The 18918-nt window shown below is 60.7% G+C and carries 15 protein-coding genes; 9 read left to right on the forward strand and 6 right to left on the reverse strand.

What is annotated here, in order from left to right; genetic code table 11:
* Positions 1-38 precede the first annotated feature (38 nt).
* The 6 genes from alr to HPDFL43_RS14420 all read left to right on the forward strand — a co-directional run bounded on the left by alr (position 39) and on the right by HPDFL43_RS14420 (position 7956).
* Entirely contained in the window at positions 39-1115 is a 1077-nt protein-coding gene (gene alr, locus HPDFL43_RS14395) for an alanine racemase (protein WP_052093335.1), read from the forward strand.
* Positions 1116-1230: 115 nt separating this feature from the next.
* Positions 1231-2634: a DNA repair protein RadA gene (gene radA / locus HPDFL43_RS14400; RefSeq protein ID WP_007198102.1), complete on the forward strand. Its 1404-nt coding sequence runs from the start codon at positions 1231-1233 to the stop codon at positions 2632-2634.
* A gap of 67 nt (positions 2635-2701) precedes the next feature.
* The gene (locus HPDFL43_RS14405) at positions 2702-3262 is read left to right on the forward strand and encodes a CvpA family protein (protein ID WP_007198103.1); all 561 of its coding nucleotides are present in this window, start codon (positions 2702-2704) and stop codon (positions 3260-3262) included.
* A gap of 52 nt (positions 3263-3314) precedes the next feature.
* A complete protein-coding gene (purF, locus tag HPDFL43_RS14410; RefSeq protein ID WP_007198104.1) occupies positions 3315-4826 on the forward strand; it encodes an amidophosphoribosyltransferase in 1512 nt (503 codons plus the stop codon).
* A gap of 9 nt (positions 4827-4835) precedes the next feature.
* Positions 4836-5573, forward strand: a complete 738-nt coding sequence (locus HPDFL43_RS14415; RefSeq protein WP_007198105.1) for an SDR family NAD(P)-dependent oxidoreductase — start codon at positions 4836-4838, stop codon at positions 5571-5573.
* Between the two features lie 139 nt (positions 5574-5712).
* Positions 5713-7956 (forward strand): AMP-binding protein, encoded by a 2244-nt coding sequence (locus HPDFL43_RS14420; RefSeq protein ID WP_007198106.1) that lies wholly within the window; start codon positions 5713-5715, stop codon positions 7954-7956.
* Positions 7957-7992: 36 nt separating this feature from the next.
* On the opposite strand, the gene HPDFL43_RS14425 is transcribed toward HPDFL43_RS14420, so the two are convergent.
* The gene (locus tag HPDFL43_RS14425; protein ID WP_052093208.1) at positions 7993-8877 is read right to left on the reverse strand and encodes a CDP-alcohol phosphatidyltransferase family protein; all 885 of its coding nucleotides are present in this window, start codon (positions 8875-8877) and stop codon (positions 7993-7995) included.
* 30 nt (positions 8878-8907) lie between these two features.
* Positions 8908-9618 (reverse strand): phosphatidylserine decarboxylase, encoded by a 711-nt coding sequence (locus tag HPDFL43_RS14430; RefSeq protein ID WP_342586396.1) that lies wholly within the window; start codon positions 9616-9618, stop codon positions 8908-8910.
* Positions 9619-9875: 257 nt separating this feature from the next.
* On the opposite strand from HPDFL43_RS14430, the gene HPDFL43_RS14435 reads away from it, so the two are divergent.
* Positions 9876-11066, forward strand: coding sequence for an NADH:flavin oxidoreductase/NADH oxidase family protein (locus tag HPDFL43_RS14435; protein ID WP_007198109.1), 1191 nt, complete (start codon positions 9876-9878; stop codon positions 11064-11066).
* Positions 11067-11086: 20 nt separating this feature from the next.
* Here the strand turns inward: HPDFL43_RS14435 and HPDFL43_RS14440 are convergent, their stop codons facing one another.
* The 3 genes from HPDFL43_RS14440 to HPDFL43_RS14450 all read right to left on the reverse strand — a co-directional run bounded on the left by HPDFL43_RS14440 (position 11087) and on the right by HPDFL43_RS14450 (position 15745).
* The gene (locus HPDFL43_RS14440; RefSeq protein WP_007198110.1) at positions 11087-12979 is read right to left on the reverse strand and encodes an ABCB family ABC transporter ATP-binding protein/permease; all 1893 of its coding nucleotides are present in this window, start codon (positions 12977-12979) and stop codon (positions 11087-11089) included.
* A 1-nt stretch (position 12980) separates the two neighbouring features.
* Entirely contained in the window at positions 12981-13382 is a 402-nt protein-coding gene (locus tag HPDFL43_RS14445; protein ID WP_007198111.1) for an ArsR/SmtB family transcription factor, read from the reverse strand.
* Positions 13383-13591: 209 nt separating this feature from the next.
* Positions 13592-15745, reverse strand: coding sequence for a LysM peptidoglycan-binding domain-containing protein (locus HPDFL43_RS14450; RefSeq protein WP_169743253.1), 2154 nt, complete (start codon positions 15743-15745; stop codon positions 13592-13594).
* Between the two features lie 146 nt (positions 15746-15891).
* On the opposite strand from HPDFL43_RS14450, the gene HPDFL43_RS14455 reads away from it, so the two are divergent.
* Together HPDFL43_RS14455 and HPDFL43_RS14460 are read left to right on the forward strand one after the other, a co-directional pair.
* A complete protein-coding gene (locus HPDFL43_RS14455; protein ID WP_007198113.1) occupies positions 15892-16509 on the forward strand; it encodes an LOG family protein in 618 nt (205 codons plus the stop codon).
* Between the two features lie 309 nt (positions 16510-16818).
* Complete coding sequence (locus HPDFL43_RS14460; RefSeq protein ID WP_040449255.1) at positions 16819-17778, forward strand: flagellin N-terminal helical domain-containing protein; 960 nt, start codon at positions 16819-16821, stop codon at positions 17776-17778.
* 76 nt (positions 17779-17854) lie between these two features.
* Here HPDFL43_RS14460 and rarD read toward each other — a convergent pair whose 3' ends face one another.
* On the reverse strand, positions 17855-18787 hold the full coding sequence (rarD, locus tag HPDFL43_RS14465) for an EamA family transporter RarD (protein WP_040450276.1): 933 nt from the start codon (positions 18785-18787) through the stop codon (positions 17855-17857).
* Positions 18788-18918: the final 131 nt, after the last annotated feature.

The raw sequence follows: 18918 nt of genomic DNA on the forward strand, positions 1-18918 counted from the left end.
CACAAGCCCCGCCCGATCCGGGCGCCGCCACCACGCGCATGAGCGTTGACCTGACTGCGCTGGCGGCCAATTGGCTATCGCTGCGCGAGCTCTCGGGGAGCGCCCGCTGCGGCGCGGCGGTCAAGGCCGACGGCTACGGCATTGGCGCCATCGAGGCGGCGTCCCGTCTGGCCCGCGAGGGCTGCCGCGATTTCTTTGTCGCCGACGCCAATGAAGGCGCCAGCCTGCGACCGCATCTTCCTGACGTGCGAATCCATGTGCTCAATGGCGTCTTTGAGGACTCCTTTGCCCAGATCCTCGCGCATGATCTTGTCCCGGTGATCAATTCAACCGAGCAAGCCGCTTTCTGGACGGGCACCGCGGATGGCCGGGCTTACGCGCTGCATATCGACACCGGCATGAACCGGCTCGGCCTGACGCCGGAACAGGCTGCCGCATATGCCCAAAGCGACGCGCCGCCCCCTGCCCTGCTGATGAGCCATTTCGCCTGCGCCGACGAGCCCGGTCATCCGCTCAATGCCCGCCAGATCGAGATGTTCGAGGCGCTGAAAGCCTGCTTTCCCAGCATCGAGGCAAGTCTTGCCAATTCAGCCGGAATCCATCTGGGCAAACCCGCCCATCATGATCTCACCCGTCCGGGCATCTCGCTCTATGGCGGCAACCCGGTCGCTGACGCCAATCCGAAGATGCGCCCGGTCGTCACCGCCGAAACCCGTGTGCTCCAGATCCGTCAGGCCAGGGCCGGTCAGCCGGTGAGCTATGGCGCAGCGCATTTCCTGAGCCGCGACAGCCGCATTGCTGTGTGTGGCATCGGCTATGCTGACGGGTTTCTGCGAGCCGGATCGGGTGCCGGTGTGCCATTGAGGTCGGCAGCACCGAAGGGTGCTTTCGGCGCAATCAATGGCAAGCGCGTTCCGGTGATCGGCAAGATCACCATGGATCTGACGATGTTCGATGTGACTGATCTTGGCGAAGACGAGATCGGTGCAGGCAGTTGGATCGAGTTGTTCGGCCCGACGATCTCGCTTGAGGAGGCGGCGCAGGCCGCAGGGACGATCAGCTACGAAATGCTGACCTCGCTCGGACGCCGCCATGCACGGCGCTATACCGGCTGATTCCGCCAGCGGGACATCAGACATTCACTTGGATGACCGGCGGGAAACAGAACAAACAGTGGACAAACAGCCGTCTTCCTGACAAACCGGCATTTCAAACAAAGGGAGCATCCTCTTGGCCAAAACCCGCACCCAATTCGTCTGTCAGGCCTGTGGCACCGTGCATACACGCTGGGCCGGCAAATGCGATGGCTGCGGCGAATGGAACACCATTGTCGAGGATGATCCGTCCGCGGGCGTCGGCGGCGGTCCCGGTCAGGCCGCACGCAAGGGCCGGGCCGTTGCGCTCGCCAGTCTGTCCGGCGAGATCGAGGAAGCGCCGCGCATACCGACAAGGGTCAGCGAGCTTGACCGGGTCACCGGTGGCGGCTTTGTGCGCGGATCAGCCGTGCTGGTGGGCGGCGATCCGGGAATCGGCAAATCCACGCTGCTCATGCAGGCCGCCGCCGCGCTTGCCCGGCAGGGACACCGGGTGATCTATGTTTCCGGCGAAGAGGCGGTCGCCCAGGTCCGGCTCAGGGCGCAACGGCTGGGCGCGGCCGATTCGGGCGTGCTGCTGGCCGCCGAAACCAATGTCGAGGATATCCTCGCCACATTGGCGGAAGGCAAACGTCCCGATTTCGTCATCATTGATTCGATTCAGACGCTGTGGAGCGATCTGGCGGGCTCCGCACCGGGCACCGTGACCCAGGTGCGCACCGGTGTTCATGCCATGGTGCGCTACGCCAAGCAGACCGGTGCGGCCATGGTCCTGGTCGGCCATGTCACCAAGGATGGCCAGATTGCAGGACCGCGCGTGGTCGAACACATGGTCGACGCCGTGCTCTATTTCGAGGGCGATCGGGGCCATCACTACCGCATTCTGCGCACGGTGAAGAATCGCTTTGGCGCGACCGACGAGATCGGGGTGTTCGAGATGTCGGACAAGGGATTGCGCGAAGTTGCCAATCCATCCGAGCTTTTTCTGGGCGAACGCAACGCAAAAGCCCCCGGTGCTGCCGTGTTTGCCGGCATCGAAGGCACCAGGCCGGTGCTGGTCGAAGTTCAGGCACTGGTCGCCCCCTCAAGCCTCGGCACACCACGCCGGGCGGTGATCGGCTGGGATTCATCGCGGCTCGCCATGATCATCGCCGTGCTTGAAGCCCATTGCGGTGTTCGCCTAGGCAGCCATGATGTCTATCTCAACATCGCGGGCGGCTACCGGATCGGTGAACCGGCAGCTGACCTGGCGGTGGCCGCTGCCCTTGTTTCCTCGCTTGCCGGGCTTGCCCTTCCTGCCGATTGCGTCTATTTCGGCGAAGTGAGCCTGTCGGGGGCAATCCGACCGGTCGCGCAAACCGGTTTGCGGTTGAAGGAAGCCGAAAAACTCGGGTTTGCAAGTGCGGTGCTGCCTTCGGGTTCGGCCGATCTGCCGTCCAACCGCGGCGGCAGCCTTGCGCTGATGGAGGGCCTGCCGGATCTGGTGGTCCGCATCGCCGGATCGAAAGCCGCCGGGTTGACCGGAGGTGAAGAGGACTAAACTGATCTCGGCCCATCCGGCACCTTGGAATGGTGATGGGGGGCGGAGCCGGAACGGAACGCGATATATGCCCATTACCCTTCTCGACGGCATCCTGATTGCCATCACTCTGTTTTCGGCAGTGCTCGCCATGGTGCGCGGCTTTTCGCGCGAAGTCCTTGCGGTTGCCTCCTGGATTGCCGCAGCGGCTGCAGCCTATCTGCTTTATCCGGTCCTGACGCCCTTCGCGCTGCAGTACACCTCTTCTGACAAGATCGCGATGATCGGTTCGGCAGCGGTGATCTTTCTGGTGGCGCTGATTGTCGTTTCCTACATCACCATGCGGATCGCCGATTTCATTATCGACAGCCGCATCGGCGCACTCGACCGGACCCTGGGCTTCGTCTTCGGTGCGGCGCGTGGTGTGCTGCTGGTCGTCGTGGCGATGCTGTTCTTCAACTGGCTGGTGCCTGCACCCAAGCAGCCTGAATGGGTGGCGACGGCCAAGTCCAAGCCAATGCTCGATACGCTCGGTGCGCGGCTGGTCAACATGCTGCCCGATGATGCAGATGCGACTATTCTCGAGCGGTTGCGTGGCAGCGGCTCTGACGAACCCGTTGCCGAGGATGCACCCGCCACAAGCGGATGATTGTTTCCGTCCGGGATCACTCCGGCCGGCCTGCAGGGAAAGGTCCGACGACATGACTGACACAGGATCCCTTGATACCGAACCTGATGGCCCCGACCTTCAGAGCGGCACCCTCAACCCGGCGGAGAACGAGGCTGACTGCTTCCATGATGAATGCGGTGTGTTTGGCATTTTCGGCAAGCAGGATGCCGCAGCCGTGGTCACCCTCGGCCTGCATGCGCTCCAGCATCGGGGCCAGGAAGCAGCGGGTATCGTCTCCTTCAACGGTCAGCAGTTTTCGGTCGAGCGCCATGTCGGCCTGATTGGCGACACCTTCACCAAGCGTTCGGTCATGGACCGCCTTCCCGGCGACCGCGCCATTGGCCACACCCGTTATTCGACAACCGGTGGCGAAGGCCTGCGCAACGTCCAGCCGTTCTTTGCCGAGTTTGCCGGCGGCGGCTTTGCCATTGCCCACAATGGCAACATCACCAACGCCCTGACCGTGCAGCGCGAACTGCAACAGCGCGGCTCCATATTTGCCTCGACCTCGGACACCGAAACGATCCTGCATCTGATCGCGGTCAGCGAGAAGAGCCGCATCGTGCCCAAATTCATTGATGCCATCACCCGGCTCGAAGGCGCCTATTCGCTGGTCGGACTGTCGGAGAAGAAGATGATCGGCGCGCGCGATCCTCTGGGCATCCGGCCTCTGTGCATCGGCGATCTCGATGGCGCCTATATCCTGGCCTCCGAAACCTGCGCGCTCGACATCATCGGCGCGCGTTTCGTGCGCGAGGTCGAACCGGGCGAAGTGGTGGTGATCACCGGCAAGGGAATCGAGAGCCATTTCCCGTTTGAAAAGCAGCCGCCGCGGCTTTGCATTTTCGAATATGTCTATTTCGCCAGGCCCGACTCGACCATCGACAACCGCAATGTCTATGATTCCCGAAAGCGGATCGGCGAGGAACTGGCCAAGGAATGCCCGGTCGATGCCGATGTGATCATCCCGGTGCCGGATTCCGGAACCCCCGCCGCGATCGGTTTTGCACAACAGGCCAACCTGCCTTTTGAGCTCGGCATTATCCGCAACCATTATGTCGGGCGCACCTTCATCGCGCCGTCCTCGGCAATCCGGCATATGGGCGTCAAGCTCAAGCTCAATCCCAACAAGAGCATGATCGAAGGCAAACGCGTGGTGCTGGTCGATGATTCCATCGTCCGCGGCACCACCAGCCAGAAGATCGTGCAGCTTGTCCGCGAAGCCGGCGCCCGCGAAGTGCATATGCGCATAGCATCCCCGCCGACCATGTCGTCGTGTTTTTACGGTGTGGACACACCGGAAAAGGCGCAGCTTCTGGCTTCACGGATGTCGGTTGATGCGATGGCGGATTTCATTCGTGTCGACAGCCTCGGGTTTGTCTCCATCGACGGCCTGTATCGCGCTGTGCGTGAACCCGGCCGCAACGCCGAATGCCCGCAGTTCTGCGACGCCTGCTTTACCGGCGAATACCCGACAACGCTCACCGATCAGCAGGATCAGGGCAATGTCCGCAGCCTCTCGCTGCTGGCCAACAACGGATAGTTTCTCAGCATGGCATCTCTCGAAGGACGCATCGCGCTCGTCACCGGCGCTTCCCGTGGCATTGGGTACTGGACCGCCCTGGCGCTCGCAAAACAAGGCGCGCATGTCATCGCGATTGCCCGCACCACAGGCGGACTGGAAGAACTCGACGACGAGATCCAGAAAGCCGGCGGCTCGGCTACGCTGGTGCCGATGGACCTGACCGACATGCCGGCCATCGACCGGCTCGGCGGCGCGATCAATGACCGCTGGGGCAAGCTCGACATTCTCGTCGCCAATGCAGGCGTATTGGGCACCATCTCGCCGGTCGGCCATGTCGAGGCAAAGGTGTTTGACAAGGTCATGGCCGTCAATGTGACCGCCACCTGGCGGGTGATCCGCTCGGTGGAACCGCTGCTGATCAAGTCGGAAGCCGGACGGGCGCTGATCCTGTCATCGGGCGTTGCCCATTCGGCCCGCGCATTCTGGGGACCTTACGCCGCCTCAAAGGCTGCCGTCGAAACGCTGGCGCGGGTCTGGGCAGCGGAAACCGAGAAGACCGCACTCAACGTCAATTCCATCGACCCGGGCGCCACACGCACCGCGATGCGGGCACAAGCGATGCCGGGCGAGAATCCGGACACCTTGCCTCATCCTTCAGAGGTTGCGGCAAAGCTGATCCCGCTGTGCATGACCGATTGCATCGAGACCGGAAAACTGTTCCGCGTCGCCGAGAACCGCTTTTTCGACTACCGCCTGCCGGAATAGGCGCTTCGGTGGTTCGAATGCGATCCATCATTCCTCTTCCATACTCCTCTGATCAGCCTTAGGCTCGGTTCAGGAGCATCTCTGTACCCTTTCCCGTCATTCATTTGACCGGGATCCAGGTGCAATTGGAGGAGGATGGATGACCGGTTTGGCGGTGACGTTGCTTGTCTTGGCGCTTGCGGCTTATCTGATAGCAGCCTACCGGCTTGCAAATCAGCGCAGCCTTTCATTGCCGCAGGGAATTGCGCTGTTGAAGCTGCGCCTGCTGCTGCGATTGCAACTGCCTGACGATGCCATCCTTCGCGAACCCACAGGCAACGAAACCGGCCCTGTCATCCACCTCTATTCACGTCAGTCTGGCCTGGACGCCGCCGTGTTGTGGAGTGTACTTGACCGCAACTGCCTGCATCTTCTGACCGACGACGACCGGAATGCGTTCAGCCTGTTCGGCTTCAGGCTCTTCGCCCGCACCGCCGGTATCAGTGATGCAAACGCCCTGACCGAAGCGCTGGCTTCCGGCGCATCAGTGACCGTGCCGTTTCCACCCGACATTGAACCCGCAACGGCAACGCTCGCCCGCTACGAGACCCTCGCGGCCCTGGCGCGGGAGCACGGCGCGCCGTTCCGCGCGCTGCATGTGGGTGGCTCCGTCTTCTCACTGTGGTCAGCGCGCCCTGCTGCCGAGGCCCCACGGGCCCTCTTGCCATGGCTGAGGCTGGCCGTCTCTCCCGCCCTTGATCTTGCCGATCCCGCTCCGCCCGAAAACGGTGCGACCGGCCCGCGCGACGAGGACCGGATCCATGACCTCCTGGCGCTGGCCCGGTTTGGCAGCAATGATCTTGATCGCGGCCTGTTCCTCGCCTTTCGCGATGCAGCCGATCGCTACGGCAATGCGGGTCCGGTGCTCGAGGACGCTCTGGGCGGCAAGCTCACCTACAAGCGTCTGCTGATCGGCGCACGGGCGCTCGGGGCGCGCTTTGAGAAGATGAGCGCCCCCGGTGAAGCACTGGGTGTGCTGTTGCCCAACGCCAACGCGGTGATGGTGACCTTTCTCGCAATCCAGTCGGCCGGACGCGTGGCGGCCATGCTCAACTACACCGCCGGCCCTGCAGCCATTTTGTCAGCGCTCTCGACCGCACAGATAAGGACCGTGCTCGCAAGCCGTGCCTTTATCGAAAAAGCAGATCTTCAAGGCGTGGTGGAGGCGATTGAGAAGGCCGGCTGCACCATCGTCTGGCTCGAAGAGCTGCGCGAAAGCATCGGGGCCTTGGAAAAAGCGCGCGCCTTTGCAGGCTGGCGCAGGCCGCTGCGGCCGGTCAGGGCAAGCGATCCGGCGGTGATTCTGTTCACTTCGGGTTCGGAGGGAACGCCCAAGGGCGTGGTGCTCTCACACCGCAACATTCACGCCAATGCAGCCCAGGCCGAAGCCCGGATCGACATCTCCGTGCGCGACAAGCTGTTCAATGTGCTGCCGGTGTTTCATTCATTCGGTCTGACCGGCGGTGCGATCCTGCCGCTGCTGTATGGCGTGCGGCTGTTCTTCTACCCCTCGCCGCTGCACTACCGCATCATCCCGGCGGTGGCGCGCGAGATCAAACCGAGCATCATGTTCGGCACCGACACGTTCCTTTCGGGCTATGCGCGCACCGCCAAGGACACAGACTTTGCCAGCCTCCGATTGATCGTGGCGGGTGCGGAGGCCGTGCGCGCGGAAACCAGGCGGATCTACCAGGAGCGCTTCGGCGCGCGCATCATTGAAGGTTTCGGGATGACCGAGACCTCCCCGGTGGCGGCGGTCAATTCCGGAAGTCATTTCAAGGATGGAACCGTTGGCCGGCTTCTGCCCGGCATGAAGCTCAGGCTGGAGCCGGTCGAGGGGATCAACGAAGGCGGGCGGCTTTTTGTTGCCGGGCCGAACACGATGCTTGGCTATATGCTTTCAGCCGAACCGGGCGTTCTCAAACCGTTGGAAGACGGCTGGCACGATTCCGGCGACATCGTCGCGGTTGACGACAACGGCTTCATCGCCATTCGCGGCCGTGCCAAGCGGTTCGCCAAGATTGCCGGTGAAATGATCTCGCTCGGCGCGGTGGAAATCATGGTGCAGAAACTCTGGCCCGAGGATGTCCATGCGGCGGTCGCGGTGGAGGACCGGCGCAAGGGCGAGCGGATCGTGCTGGTCACCACCAGAATGCCGGCGCTGCGCGAGGAGTTGCGGGACTACTCACGCCGCTTCGGGGCCACCGATCTGATGGTGCCCGGCGAAATCGTCAATGTGCCCGAGATTCCCGTGCTGGGATCAGGCAAGACGGACTATGTGACCGCGCAAAAAATCGCCGATCAGTGGGTCAGCGCCCACCGCGCAGGCCGCAAGGTGGAGTGACGGAGCTCCGGTCACACCCTTTCAGGTCTTGGAGCTTCAGGTGGATGAACCGTCGGCATCATCACCACCGGCTCTGGTGTCATCGCTGCCACCTTGCCCAGCCTTGGCGGCAGCGGATTGGCGCGACCGCGGCCCATATTTCTTTGACCATGCACGCGCCCCGAAAGGCAAGGAAACCAGATAGCCAATGGCCGTCAGCGTCAGCGTTTCCCAGGTGAAGCTCATCAGCAGCGAGACATAGACCACTGCGACCAGGATGAACGGCATCACCAGATCACGCCGCACCTTCACGCCCGCACCCTTGCCGGAATAGACCGGGACACGGCTGACCAGCAGGAAACCGACAAACATCGTATAGGCGGCGGCCACAAAGCCCGTGGTACGGTCAATCGGCAATCCGAGAAAGCCGAAATAGATCGGCAGCAAGACCAGCATGGCGCCCGCCGGTGCAGGCACGCCAACGAAGTAATAGTTCTGCCAGGCGGTCTTAACGCCGCTTTCCGAGATCACATTGAACCGCGCAAGCCTGAGTGCTGCGGCGATGGCATAGACAATGGCCGCAATCCAGCCGAAGGACCGCGCCTGGTCGAGAATGAAGACGTAAAGTACAAGCGCCGGCGCCACACCGAAATTGACGATATCGGCGAGCGAATCCATCTGCGCACCGAATTTCGACTGGGCCTTGAGCAGCCGCGCCACCCGCCCGTCAATGCCATCGAGAAAGGCTGCGATCAGAACCATCCCGACCGCCAGTTCGAACCGGTTCTCGAAAGCAAGCCGGATGCCGGTCAGGCCCGCGCAGATCGCCAGAACCGTTATCAGGTTCGGGATCAGCATCCGGAACGGAATTTCCCTCAACCGCGGTCCCCTGCCCCCGTGGCCGGGGTCATGGTCATCATAGGGTGGAAACGGCGTCTGCATCTTCGAGATCCTTCTTCCGTGCTTTCCGCATCAATCGCGGTGGCTGACCACCGGTCCCTTGGAGGACCCGAACTCGGCAAGCATAGTTTCGCCCGCAATCGCAGTCTGTCCGACGCTCACCAGCGGCCGCGCGGTGGCAGGCAGGAACACATCGAGCCGCGATCCGAAGCGGATCAGGCCAAACCGTTCACCCGCATCAAGCTGTTCGCCTTCTTCGCTCCAGCACAGGATACGCCGCGCCACCAGACCCGCAATCTGCACCACGCCGATGTCGCCATGGCGCTCGGTCTCGATCACCAGACCGCTGCGCTCGTTCTCGCTGCTGGCCTTGTCGAGTTCAGCATTGAGGAACGAGCCCTTCGAATAGACCTTGCTCTTGATCCGCCCGGCAACCGGTGCGCGGTTCACATGGCAATTGAACACATTCATGAACACCGAAATGCGAAGCATGTCTTCGCTGCCAAGCCCGAGTTCAGCCGGCGGCGTCATCCGCACCACCGATGACACCCGCCCATCGGCCGGGCTGATCACCAGATCCTCATCGATCGGCGTCACGCGTTCCGGGTCACGGAAAAAATAGGCACACCATGCCGTCAGCACCATGCCGATCCAGAACAAGGGATCGGCGATCAGGCCCAGCAGCAGCGAGGCACCAAAAAACATCGCCACAAAGCGATAGCCTTCCTTGTGAACAGGAACCAGGCTGTTGCGGACGCTGTCAATGATGCTCATGGTTGAAATCCCTCGCGAACTCGATGGCTGTGCCTAACCCAATTCAGCCCGCTGTGAAAACCGATTTCGTGTGCTTGGGTCAAAACAAATGCGGAATATGCATCAAACGAGGCGCTTGGTCGCAGAATTTTGAGCTTTGAAAGGGTGTCAAACCTGCTCACTGGCGAAGATGGTGATGCGAACCAGGTAGCGCTAAGTGAAAGTCTGAGCTAGGTTTTAACCAGAACATGCAAGCGACAGAGCAACATCAGTCAGGAGCCCAAGATATGTCAGATCCTGACCAGAGCCTCTTCGAGCCACTCACTCTTCCCTGCGGTATCACGCTCAAGAACCGGATCTCGAAATCAGCGATGTCCGATTCGCTTGGCGACGGCACCGGGCACCCAACCGCAGCCCAGATCAGGCTCTATGAACGCTGGGCGGAAGGCGGCGCCGGCCTGTCGATCATCGGCGAGGTGCAGGCGGATCCGGGCTTCGCCGAAAAGCCGGGAAACCTGGTTCTGAACCACAACTCCGATCTCGCGCGTTTTCACGATCTGACCCGCCGCGGCACGGCAAATGGCATGCACCTCTGGCCCCAGCTCGGCCATGCAGGGGCAATGGCTTATCCGCCGATCAGCAATCCAAAGGGGCCAAGCGCACTCGATCTGCCAGGATTGGCGGCTTCCGCGATGACCGCTGACGAAATTGCCGCCTTGCCTGCGCAATTTGCGCAAACCGCAAAGCTTGCTCAATCGGCCGGCTTCACCGGTGTCCAGGTCCATGCGGCGCACGGCTTCCTGCTCAGCCAGTTTCTTTCGCCTCTCTTCAATCGCCGCGAAGATGGCTATGGCGGCTCCATCGAAAACCGGATGCGGCTGCTCCTGGAGGTCATCGACGCGGTGCGCAATGCGCTCGGCCCTGACATGCCGATTGCAGTCAAGCTCAATGCCACGGATCAGCTTGAGGGCGGTCTTGGTCAGGAGGATGCGCTTACGGTTGCCGCAGCCCTTGACGCGACCGGCATCGACCTGCTCGACATCAGTGGCGGGACCTACTTCCCCGGCGCGAAATCGGCATCGGACAGCGGCGGCAAGGGGCCCTATTTCCTGGATTTCGCAAAACGCGCCCGGCAAGTGACCCGCAAGCCGCTCATGGCAACAGGCGGTTTCAAGACATTGGCGCAGGCCTCAGATGCGGTGTCGAGCGGCACCGTCGATATGGTCGGACTGGCACGAGCCCTTGCGCTTGAACCCGGTCTTCCGGCCCTGTGGCAGCAGGGCAAGATGCCGGAGCCGGCATTCCCGCGGTTTCAAGATCCGCCGGAAGGAGGCGTCACGGCCTGGTACACGATGTGTCTGACGGCCATCGGCGAGAACGGCCCAGCGCCGGACACTGCGAAGCTGGATGAGGCAATTGCCATTTACGAAGCGCGCGACCGGACACGCACGGACATCTGGCGCAGGACATTCGGTTAGAACATCAGCGCCAAAGCGCATCACGCATCGTCAACTTCCGGCGTGCGGCGGCGATTGATGACACCCAACTCATCCGCCTCACGCATCCGCTTGAGCTGCTCCTCAGCCTCTGTCGCCTCGCGCTGGCGGTCCCACATCGAGGCATAGAGCCCCTTGTGTTCCAGCAATTCGGAATGGCGGCCGCGTTCGGCAATCACGCCATCCTTGAGCACGATGATTTCATCAGCACTCACCACAGTCGACAGCCGGTGGGCGATCACAACCGTGGTGCGCCCCTTGGAGACAAAATCGAGTGCGGCCTGAATTTCCTGTTCGGTCGCGGTATCAAGCGCCGATGTTGCCTCATCAAGGATCAGGATCGGCGGCGCCTTGAGGATCGTCCGGGCGATGGCGACACGCTGCTTTTCGCCGCCCGAGAGTTTCAGCCCGCGCTCGCCAACCATGGAGTTGAAGCCCTCGGGAAGGGTTTTGATGAAGCCGCTGATCTGCGCCAGATCCGCGGCGTTGGTCACTTCCTCTTCGCTGGCGCCAACCCGGCCATAGCGAATGTTGTAGGCGATGGTGTCGTTGAACAGCACCGTGTCCTGCGGCACCATGCCGATCGCCGCGCGAAGGCTCTTCTGGGTCACGTCATTGACGTTCTGCCCATCAATCGAGATCGCCCCCGACTGGATGTCGTAGAAACGGTAGAGCAGCCGTGAGATCGTCGATTTGCCCGCGCCCGACGGCCCGACGATGGCAATGGTCTTGCCAGCCGGCACCTCGAAGGAAATGCCCTTGAGGATCGGCCGTGCCGGATCATAGCTGAAATTGACGTTGTCGAAACGGATCGAGCCATCACCAACCACCAGGGATTTGGCGCCCGGCGCGTCCTTGACCTCCGGCTCGACATCGAGAAGCTCGAACATCTGCTCGATGTCGGCAAGGCCCTGGCGGATTTCCCGATAGACGAAGCCGATGAAGTTGAGCGGCACCGACAATTGCATCAGCATGGCATTGATGAAGACGAAATCACCGAGCGTCTGCTCACCGGCCTGCACAGCCATGGCCGACATCACCATCATGATCGTCATGCCGACGCCGAAGATCACGCCCTGGCCCATGTTCAACCATCCCAGCGAGGTCCAGACCTGGGTAGCGGATTTCTCGTAGCCGGCCATCGAGGCATCGAACCGGCGGGCTTCCATGTCCTCATTGCCGAAATATTTGACGGTTTCGAAATTGAGCAGCGAATCGACAGACTTGGTGTTGGCGTCCGTATCCGACTCGTTCATCGACCGGCGAATGGCGATGCGCCAGTCCGACGCCCGCACGGTGAACCAGATGTAGAACCACACCGTGACCGCAGTCACCGCAACATAGGACCAGCCATAGGCCACGCCGAAAATGATGGCAGTCAGCGCAAATTCTATCAGCGTCGGCGCGGTGTTGAGAATGGTGAAGCGGACAATGGTCTCGATACCCTTGGTGCCGCGCTCAATCACCCGCGACAGCCCGCCGGTGCGCCGCTCGAGATGGAAGCGCAGCGACAGCTCATGCATGTGCACAAAGGTCTTGAATGCGAGCTGGCGCACCGCATGCTGGCCAACCCGGGCGAACAGCGCATCGCGCAGCTGGTTGAAACCCCACTGAACAATGCGCACCACATTGTAGGCCACCACCAGCATCACCGGCGTGGCAAGCGCCACCGGAACCCAGCCAGGTGCAGCAAACTCACCATTGAGCGCGTCCGTGGCCCATTTGAAGAAATAGGGAACGGTGATCAGCACAATCTTCGACAACAGCAGGAAAAGCGCCGCCCACAACACCCGCATCTTCAGATCCGGACGATCCGCCGGCCACATATAGGGCCACAGGTTCTTGAGCGTGCCGATAGGATTGCCCTGATCAGCGGAGACTGTCTTGGAAGCCAAATCAAATGTCCTTGTTGACGTCCTGCGGCATGCTCGCATCCGCATGACATGAAATTCTGCCGGAATCACAGCCGAGGCCGTTGGCGCGATTCCCGCTGCAGCAATGATCGATTGTCTCACCGATATCGCCGGCCAGTTCACCCAGCGCAGCCGCGTTGATCCGGTAGCAGGAACGCGGCCGCTCCGGTCGATAACTTATCAGCCCCGCTTCGACCAGCACCTTGAGATGTTGCGACACGGTCGATTGCGCCATGCCGACCTGAGATACCATTTCCTTGACACAGCAACTCTGCATGGAGCCGATCTGCCTGAGCAAACGCAGCCTGACCGGATGACCAAGTGCCGCGAGCTTGCGCGCCACTTCCTCATCGCGTTGGTCGAAACTGTTTGCCTGGCCATTCATCGTTCATCGGCGATATACGATGAACCCCTCAGGGTCAAGCGCGGATGTCGATTGCACAGTTGAAGTCTTGCGACCGCCTTTTGGAATATGGGCCGGACAGATCAAAAAGCCAGCTCTGTCCGAACTGGTTCAGTCGCCAACAAGAGGATCGGCCAGCCTGACCTCTGCCGGTCGCAGGCCGGACCGGCCATCGCGTCGCCGCAACAACGTCAGCGCAGGCTCTCGCCATCAAGCCGCTTGCGGTGCAGTTCCTCGGCATTATCCAGCGGCGTTTCAGGCACGGAAAACACCTGACCGGGCTGAATCCGGTCGGGATTGCGGATCTGTGAGCGATTGGCGAGATAGATCGTCGTGTAGCGCACACCCTGACCATAGGTCCGGCGCGAGATCTGCCACAAGGTGTCACCGCGGCGGATAATCACCGCACCCGGTGCCGAGGCCAGGGGGGCCTGCTGGATCGTGCGCGGCTCGTTCACCGAACCATCCGTCGCCACCTCATTGGCAACGGCAACACCAATCTGAGACGGCGTGGACAGCGCGGTGCGCGCCTGGCCAAGCATCTCTCGCATGTCAGCCATGTCACCTGTCAGAATATCCGAGCCTGCGTCCACCCCCTCAGCACCGGTTCCGGATTCGAGAAGCACCAGAGCGGCTTTCGCCTGTGCCCGCATCGATTCGGCAATTGCAAGCGCTTCAGCACTGCTTTCGCCGGCAAGATCCGCCATTGCGGCCATCTTGAGCTTTTCCAGCGCAGCCTCGCGCGCCGCGGCAATATCAGCAGACTCCGGCGCAACCTCGGCCGAGACCATTTGCTCAAGTGCGGTAATCGCCGCGAAAGCTTCTTCACGCAATTGCGAGATGCCGGCTACATCGGGAAGGATCAATCCTTCGCTTGACGGCCCCGCATCTGCTTCTGTCGCCGCGACTGCTTTCTTAACTGCATCTGCTTCTGACGCCGTGGAAGCATCCTTCGCTGCATCAGCATCCGGCTCAGCCATCGCAACTGCTTCAGCGGGCGCTGGCGACACTGCGGCAAGGGCCTCGCCCTCCGGCCGGTTGAACGGAACGCTCGCACGCAACAGGATCTCTCCGTTGGCGGGATCAATCAGGTCAGCAGTGATAATGTGCTCACCTACTGCCAAATCGGCATCCGCCTCGAGAATGAACCTGCCGTCAGAGTCAGCCTTCTCGGTGCCGATCGCCACGCCATCGGCAGAAACCGTGACCGGATAGCCGGGAGTGGCAGAACCTGCGATAAATATCTTGCTGCCTTCGATCTCAACCGCATCGACGCGAACCGATGGGTCAATTGATGGTTCCGGCGCGGTAGCGTCCGCAACATCACGAGACACTGCCGCCACCTCGGCCTGCTCCACCGCGGTCTGATCGCCACTGCCGGCTGCCGAATTGTCTGGAGTCGGAGTCGCCTCAGGGGCCGCAATTTCAGGACTCTCCGCCTCAATTTGAGGTGCTGACGTTGTCAGCAGGGATGACATTTCCGGCAAAGGCGGGGTTTCGATACCCGCTTCGGAAGCACTCTGCGGTCCGGCTCCACTTGCAATGCCTTCAGCCGACTGCTGATCGCCCGTCGAAGCTGCAGCCACTTCCGTTTCGGGCTCCACAGTCGCTTCAACATCGGAAGCACTGGCCAGATCCGAACCAGCGTTCACATCGGAACCGATATCAACATCAGAGGCACTGGCCACATCTGCAACCGCATCCCCATCATCCGCGTCCGTTGCAGCCGCACGCTGAGCAGGAGCAGATGGTTGCGCAATGATGCGGCTTGCCTTGCCAGGCTTGCTGACCATGGCCAGCAGCTCCCCCTCCGGACTATCCGGTATCGAGACAGTCGCCACCTCCTCGGAAACAATCATGGCACCATTGTCGCCCGTCGTGCGCAACGTGAGCTGGTAGTCACCGGGCGAGAGAGGCGTATCGAGAATCGCGGCGAAATCGCCGCTGGAGCCCACCGAGGCAGAGGCAATCACGGTTTCGCCGTTCATGATGTCGAGCGTTGTGTTGGGTTCAGCCTTGCCGGCAATCACGGTTGAGCCATCGGGCTCGACGCGCAAGACATCGAAGCTCGGCTGCTCCAACATCTCGCCCAGGCTTGCGACTTCAACACTCTCCTCTACGCCCGCATCAGAAGCCGCCTGCGAAGCGTCACCGGACACATCAGTCTGTGTCACCGCGGAATCCTGCGCTTCCGGAGCTTCTTGTGTGCCCGGCTCAGCCGGCGAACTTACGACCTGGCTCGCGACACTGGCAGCGTCCCTCTCCAACAGTTTTGGCACGATGAACACCGCCCCCGCCCCAATGGCAAAAAGCAACCCGAGAAAGGCCTTCAGTCCGGCACTCATGTTCATGTCCATATGCTCCGTCGATCCAGCGGCGCCCCGCCACTGCGTGAAAAACCTATCTGCTTTGGGTATCTGGCACAAGAAAAAGCGATGATCCTTGATGCCCCGGCCTTGACCCTGCCGCAACGCTCATGTCTGTTTCAGGAATGAACACGAAGCCACATTCCATCCGCTCGATATGTGTCTATTGCGGCTCCCAGCCGGGCAGCAACCCCGCGTATCGCACCGCCGCCCAAACGCTCGGCGCGTCCATGGCCAAACATGGTATCGACCTGGTTTATGGTGGCGGCACCAGAGGAATCATGGGTGCTGTCGCCGAATCCGTGATGGCAGCCGGCGGCAAGGCGATAGGCATAATTCCCGAGTTCCTGATGGACAAGGAAGCCTCCCGGCAAGAGCTGGGCAGTCTCAGCGAGCTTCATGTCACTACGGACATGCACCAACGCAAGCACATGATGTTCGAGCGGGCCGATGCATTCGTCACCTTGCCCGGCGGAATCGGCACGCTTGAAGAAATTGTGGAAATCATGACCTGGGGCCAGCTTGGCCGCCACACCAAGCCGATGGTTTTCGCCAATGTGGAGGGTTTCTGGGATCCTCTCAACGCATTGCTCGGCCACATGGCGCAGGAAGGTTTCATTCATACCGCGCATCTGGTTCGCCCGATGGTGATCGACAATGTCGAAGACATCGTCCCCGCAATTCTTGCCGCCAATGGATCACAGAACACCGGTGGTGAAACGGATCTGATCGCAAAATTGTAGCCACAACCTGTTCCGGCAAAGCTCGGAAAACCCGGTCGGCCTGTTGCCCGCTCGGACGGTCAGGTGTGCTGAATATGCGTCATGATCCGTCCAATGAGGACGATTCCAGTAGCACAACCAATAGGAGTGTCAAATCTTAGGATGCTCGTTTAAATTTTCATAAACCATTTCATCAGATAAAAAATTACCCGCAACAAATCAGGTGACCTAGCTTGATTTGGGTTTTCGACATCATGTCGACTCAATAAAAAATGATAATTCTAAATTAGCAATATTGTATATTGCTTCAGCAAGAGTATCAGTAGCCCAATGCCAAGTATAGTAACCAATACCGCTGCGCGCACCGCACTTCTAAACCTTCGCAATATTGACAGTGAAATGGAAAAAACTCAAAACCGTATTGCCACTGGATACCGGGTTAGCAGCGCTGCTGACGATTCGGGTTACTGGTCCATTGCCTCATCCATGCGGTCGGAAAACAAGGTGTTGAGCACCGTCAATGACGGACTCGGACTTGGCGCTGCGATGGTTGACGTGACTTATACGGCGATGGACGCTTCGATCGGCATCGTGGATGAAATCAAGAACAAGATGCTTGCGGCGCTCGAGCCCGGTGTAGACCGGAACAAGCTGCAGCTCGACATTGATCAACTTCAGGAACAGATCATCTCGATTGCAAAATCCGCCAGCTTCTCGGGCGAGAACTGGCTTTATCACGAGCTTGGCAAAAACACTCCGTCGCAAAAGTCGATCGTAGGATCCGTCAACCGTGACGCCTCGGGCAACCTGAAAATGACCACGCTGAATGTCGACACCGAGTTCACCTCTCTGGTCAAACTCGGGTTCGGCGGGCCGGTCGCGACGAGCGGCAACGGGATACTCTCCAACATCAGAACCAACATCGATTACACCGATTCCAGCGGCGCCACTGCCACGGGCACGGCCGCGGGCGGCGTCATCGATTTCGACCTGACTGCAATGACAACCGACCAATTGCTGCTTCAGATCCAGGCGACAGAACTGGCTTCGATCGAACTGATTGATGCGGCTGCGGGGATGGGTGCCTTGAAGAATCGCATAGACATGCAAACCGAGTTTGTGGCCAACCTGATTGAATCGATCGACGCCGGCATCGGCCGCCTCGTCGATGCCGACATGAACAAGGAATCAACGCGGCTCAAAGCCCTGCAGGCCCAGGAACAACTGGGCATCCAGGCCCTCTCGATTGCCAATTCCAGCTCGCAATCGTTCCTCACCCTGTTCAGATAGGCTGGCGCTGCTCATCTGGAATGATCCAGCAAGCCAAAGGCCGACAGGCGCGCGTTGAGGATGATGCACTTTGCGATCACACGGGCGTCTGGGCAGCCTCGGCGGCGCGCCGGATCTTCCGGCTGCGCAACAGCGAGGAGCTGTAGATCGCAAGCGCGGTCCAGATCAGCACGAAAGCCGCCATCTTGTAGGGGCCGAACGGCTCCTTGAAGATGAACACCGCAATCACGAAGATCATGGTCGGCGCGATGTACTGCATGATGCCGATGGTCGACAGCCTGAGCAGCTTGGCGCCGTTGGCGTAGATCATCAACGGAACCGCCGTGACCAGACCGCAGCCAAGAAGCAGCATCACATCGACCATCCCGGTGCCGCCGAAATGTCCGATCCCCGCCATCTGCGCATAGAGGATGAAGCCGATGGCGGGAGGCGTCAGAATCAGCACCTCAAGGAAGAACCCCTGATTGGGGCCGACGGGCAGCGACTTCTTGAAGAAGGCATAAAACCCCCAGGTCAGCGCCAGCCCGACCGACACCCAGGGCACACCGCCGGACTCATAGGCCAGGAGCGCCACCGCGACGATTGCCAAGGCGATCGCAGCCTTCTGCCGCCCATCCAGGCTTTCCTTGAGCAGCACGGCTCCCAGGAAGATTGAAAACAGCGGATTGATATAGTAGCCGAGCGCTGTCTCGATGGCCCGTCCGGCCCCGATAGACCAGACATAAATGCTCCAGTTCACGGTGATCAGCGCCGCAGTGATCAGCGCCATGCCCATGGTCCGCGGAGACCTGAAGGCGGCGCGGATATCCTGCGTCCGGCCAAGCCAGATCAGCACCACCGCGGCAATCGGCACCGACCAGACCACCCGGTGGGCAACCACTTCCAGCGCCGGAATATGCGCCACCGCCTTCATGTAGAACGGCATAAAGCCCCACAACAGATAGGCGGCAAGCGCGAACGCAAAGCCGCGCGGCGTGTCTTCATCTGCAAGAATTGGCAATTTGGACATGAAAACTCCGGCGATCCCGGCCAAACCGGACCGCAGATGCACAGTGCAAAAAGCAGAACTACCTGCCCGCGTCCATCAACACAACGCCACGATTCTGATCAACCCATAACAATGATTGATACGTCCGGGCA

It is taken from the genome of Hoeflea phototrophica DFL-43 (assembly GCF_000154705.2).
In the GTDB taxonomy this organism is placed as follows: Bacteria; Pseudomonadota; Alphaproteobacteria; order Rhizobiales; family Rhizobiaceae; genus Hoeflea; species Hoeflea phototrophica.

Bases quoted from the DNA above. Each gene is read 5' to 3' on its own strand.
- HPDFL43_RS14405 (WP_007198103.1), top strand. From the start codon at position 2,702: ATGCCCATTACCCTTCTCGACGGCATCCTGATTGCCATCACTCTGTTT.
- HPDFL43_RS14435 (WP_007198109.1), top strand. From the start codon at position 9,876: ATGTCAGATCCTGACCAGAGCCTCTTCGAGCCACTCACTCTTCCCTGC.
- HPDFL43_RS14415 (WP_007198105.1), top strand. From the start codon at position 4,836: ATGGCATCTCTCGAAGGACGCATCGCGCTCGTCACCGGCGCTTCCCGT.
- HPDFL43_RS14425 (WP_052093208.1), bottom strand. From the start codon at position 8,877: ATGCAGACGCCGTTTCCACCCTATGATGACCATGACCCCGGCCACGGG.
- alr (WP_052093335.1), top strand. From the start codon at position 39: ATGAGCGTTGACCTGACTGCGCTGGCGGCCAATTGGCTATCGCTGCGC.
- HPDFL43_RS14455 (WP_007198113.1), top strand. From the start codon at position 15,892: ATGAACACGAAGCCACATTCCATCCGCTCGATATGTGTCTATTGCGGC.
- HPDFL43_RS14460 (WP_040449255.1), top strand. From the start codon at position 16,819: ATGCCAAGTATAGTAACCAATACCGCTGCGCGCACCGCACTTCTAAAC.
- rarD (WP_040450276.1), bottom strand. From the start codon at position 18,787: ATGTCCAAATTGCCAATTCTTGCAGATGAAGACACGCCGCGCGGCTTT.
- HPDFL43_RS14445 (WP_007198111.1), bottom strand. From the start codon at position 13,382: ATGAATGGCCAGGCAAACAGTTTCGACCAACGCGATGAGGAAGTGGCG.
- purF (WP_007198104.1), top strand. From the start codon at position 3,315: ATGACTGACACAGGATCCCTTGATACCGAACCTGATGGCCCCGACCTT.
- HPDFL43_RS14450 (WP_169743253.1), bottom strand. From the start codon at position 15,745: ATGAGTGCCGGACTGAAGGCCTTTCTCGGGTTGCTTTTTGCCATTGGG.
- HPDFL43_RS14420 (WP_007198106.1), top strand. From the start codon at position 5,713: ATGACCGGTTTGGCGGTGACGTTGCTTGTCTTGGCGCTTGCGGCTTAT.